Raw genomic sequence first — 2,060 nt, 5'->3', positions numbered from 1 at the left:
TACGCTGCTGCTCGCAGGCTTCGGTTCGTAAGAAAGCTCACGGAGTTACCTGCTATAATTGGCTTGGTAACGGGCATCGTGGGGTTTTGGACGATGCTCCAAGTCAAGTTTATCGGAGCGTCCGTCTTCTTAATAATCCAGGCACCGTCTACCCCTCCGTCTACCTCGACTGCTTGATTTCACAATCTGTCCCCCTGGTATATATTCAGGATATGGCAGAACTTGAAGACAAAGAACAGCAGGCGCTTTCGACCTTCAGCATCGCGCGCTATCAACAGGGGAAATCTTTCCCTGTCGATGATGTTGTAGCCAGGGAAGAGCCGCTCGAGATAAGGCTTAACGGGAGGTCACTCGTTTACCTGATGCGGCTGCCCGGGGACGACATACTGCTTGCGGCTGGCTTTTGCCTGAGCGAAGGGCTTATTGGTGAGCGCAAGCAGATCGAACTCATACAGCAGTGCGTGCAGGGGGAGTTTGCGGGGATGGCGTCCAGCATCGCTGGTGACAGAGCGAACCCTGTGCCCGGCGTGGCGGATCCCGGCAATCTTGTGGAGATAAAAGCGAAGCTTTTGGAGGGCGCCGACCGGTTCGTGGTCGCGCGCGTCGTCCGTACCGGGTGCGGAGGGGCGGACCTCGACCGAGAGGTTGACCTTTCCGGCGTAAAAGTGGAGAGCGACGTGATTTTTTCCACTGAGGTGGTTCAGAGCGCCCCCGACGCGCTACTCGCCGGCCAGGAGATATTCAAGGCCAGTGGAGGGACGCATGGCGCGGGCCTGTTCGACCGGCACGGACGGATGCTTGTGGTAAAGGAGGATGTTGGCAGGCACAACGCGGTGGACAAGGCGCTCGGCTTTTTGCTCATGTCGCAGGAAAGTCCCACCGACAAAGGGTTGATCCTCTCGGGACGGCTCTCCTATGAGATGGTGCTGAAGGCGGCGAGGGCGGGCGTGCCACTGGTATGCTCGGTGTCGGCGCCGACCGCCCTGGGGATCGAGGTCGGCGTTCGAACAGGGGTGACCACAGTTGGGTTCTTGCGGGGCGCTGGCTTTAACGTCTATTCTCACCCGGCGCGCGTCGGCGGTTCGTGATGGCGACAGGGATTGTTCTTGCCGGGGGCGCAAGCAAGCGGATGCCCGGAGACAAAGCGTTCATGGAGGTCTCGGGCAGGCGTGTCATAAGCATTCAGCTCGAGGTTCTGCGCGGGCTGTTCGACGAGATTTTGATAGTCGGCAACGCCGAGCGCCTCGACAGGTTGCGTGAATATGAGCGCGGCGCCGGGACTGTTCGGGTCGTCGAGGAACCGGTCAGCGGCAAGGGGCCTCTTGGAGGAATACTGAGCGGGCTCATGCTCTCTCGCTCGAAAGAGAACTTTGTGGTGGCCTGCGACATGCCGTTCATCAACAGAGAGGCGGTGGCGCTCGTTCTGAAGAGGCTTCGCGGCTATGAGGCAACGGTTCCGGTAACCCCCGGTGGCATGGAGCCACTGCACGCCGCGTACCTGAAAACTTGCGCGCCTGTTATCGAGGCGCAACTGGCTGAAGACAACCTGAAGGTGACCGACTTTTTCGAGAAGGTCGGTGTGAACTATGTTCCGTGGGAGGATTTTCTTGTCCTCGACCCGACAGGCAGGCTTCTCCTGAACATCAACGAACCAGAGGACATGAGGCGCGCGGCCGGCTTCGCGCGCTCACGATTTACGGGAGGTAAAAATGTCTGAAGATATACCGCAAAATGTGATCGAAGCCATCAAAGCCGCTGCCGAGGATGGCCGGATATCGTGTGAGAAGGCGCTTGAACTCGCAAATGAACTGGAAGCGCCGACCCTGCTGGTGGGGCGCGCTCTCGACTTTCTGGAGATCAAGGTAACGAGTTGCCAGCTCGGTTGTTTCTAACTCGCTTAACTTTGGGGTCAGGTACCGTCTACCTTCACTGCGTAGGGGGGTCAGGCACCGTCTACCGTGCAGCGGTAGACGGTGCCTGGATTATTAAGAAGACGGACGCTCCGATAAACTTGACTTGTACTTATCGGTCGAGAGAAAGGAGCATCCGTCATGAAGACA

The 2,060-nt window shown here is 58.3% G+C and carries 3 protein-coding genes; all 3 read left to right on the top strand.

What is annotated here, in order from left to right; all coding sequences use genetic code 11:
• The first annotated feature begins 212 nt into the window (after nucleotides 1–212).
• Genes CVT63_08315 through CVT63_08305 form a run of 3 tightly spaced genes read left to right on the top strand, consistent with a single transcriptional unit; the run spans nucleotide 213 to nucleotide 1,892 of the window.
• Nucleotides 213–1,088, top strand: coding sequence for a sulfurtransferase FdhD (locus CVT63_08315; protein PKQ26867.1), 876 nt, complete (start codon nucleotides 213–215; stop codon nucleotides 1,086–1,088).
• Nucleotides 1,088–1,717 (top strand): hypothetical protein, encoded by a 630-nt coding sequence (locus CVT63_08310; protein ID PKQ26866.1) that lies wholly within the window; start codon nucleotides 1,088–1,090, stop codon nucleotides 1,715–1,717. The genes CVT63_08315 and CVT63_08310 overlap by 1 nt, the downstream gene beginning before the upstream one ends.
• Complete coding sequence (locus tag CVT63_08305; protein ID PKQ26865.1) at nucleotides 1,710–1,892, top strand: hypothetical protein; 183 nt, start codon at nucleotides 1,710–1,712, stop codon at nucleotides 1,890–1,892. Before CVT63_08310 ends, CVT63_08305 begins: the two co-directional genes overlap by 8 nt.
• Nucleotides 1,893–2,060 lie beyond the last annotated feature (168 nt).

This window comes from Candidatus Anoxymicrobium japonicum (assembly GCA_002843005.1).
Lineage (GTDB): Bacteria > Actinomycetota > Geothermincolia > Fen-727 > Anoxymicrobiaceae > Anoxymicrobium > Anoxymicrobium japonicum.
Note: the sequence above shows the minus strand (reverse complement) of the source record. Positions and strands in the feature narration are given on the sequence as shown.

Coding starts and splice junctions, on each gene's coding strand:
- CVT63_08315 (PKQ26867.1), top strand. CDS start 213: ATGGCAGAACTTGAAGACAAAGAACAGCAGGCGCTTTCGACCTTCAGC.
- CVT63_08310 (PKQ26866.1), top strand. CDS start 1,088: ATGGCGACAGGGATTGTTCTTGCCGGGGGCGCAAGCAAGCGGATGCCC.
- CVT63_08305 (PKQ26865.1), top strand. CDS start 1,710: ATGTCTGAAGATATACCGCAAAATGTGATCGAAGCCATCAAAGCCGCT.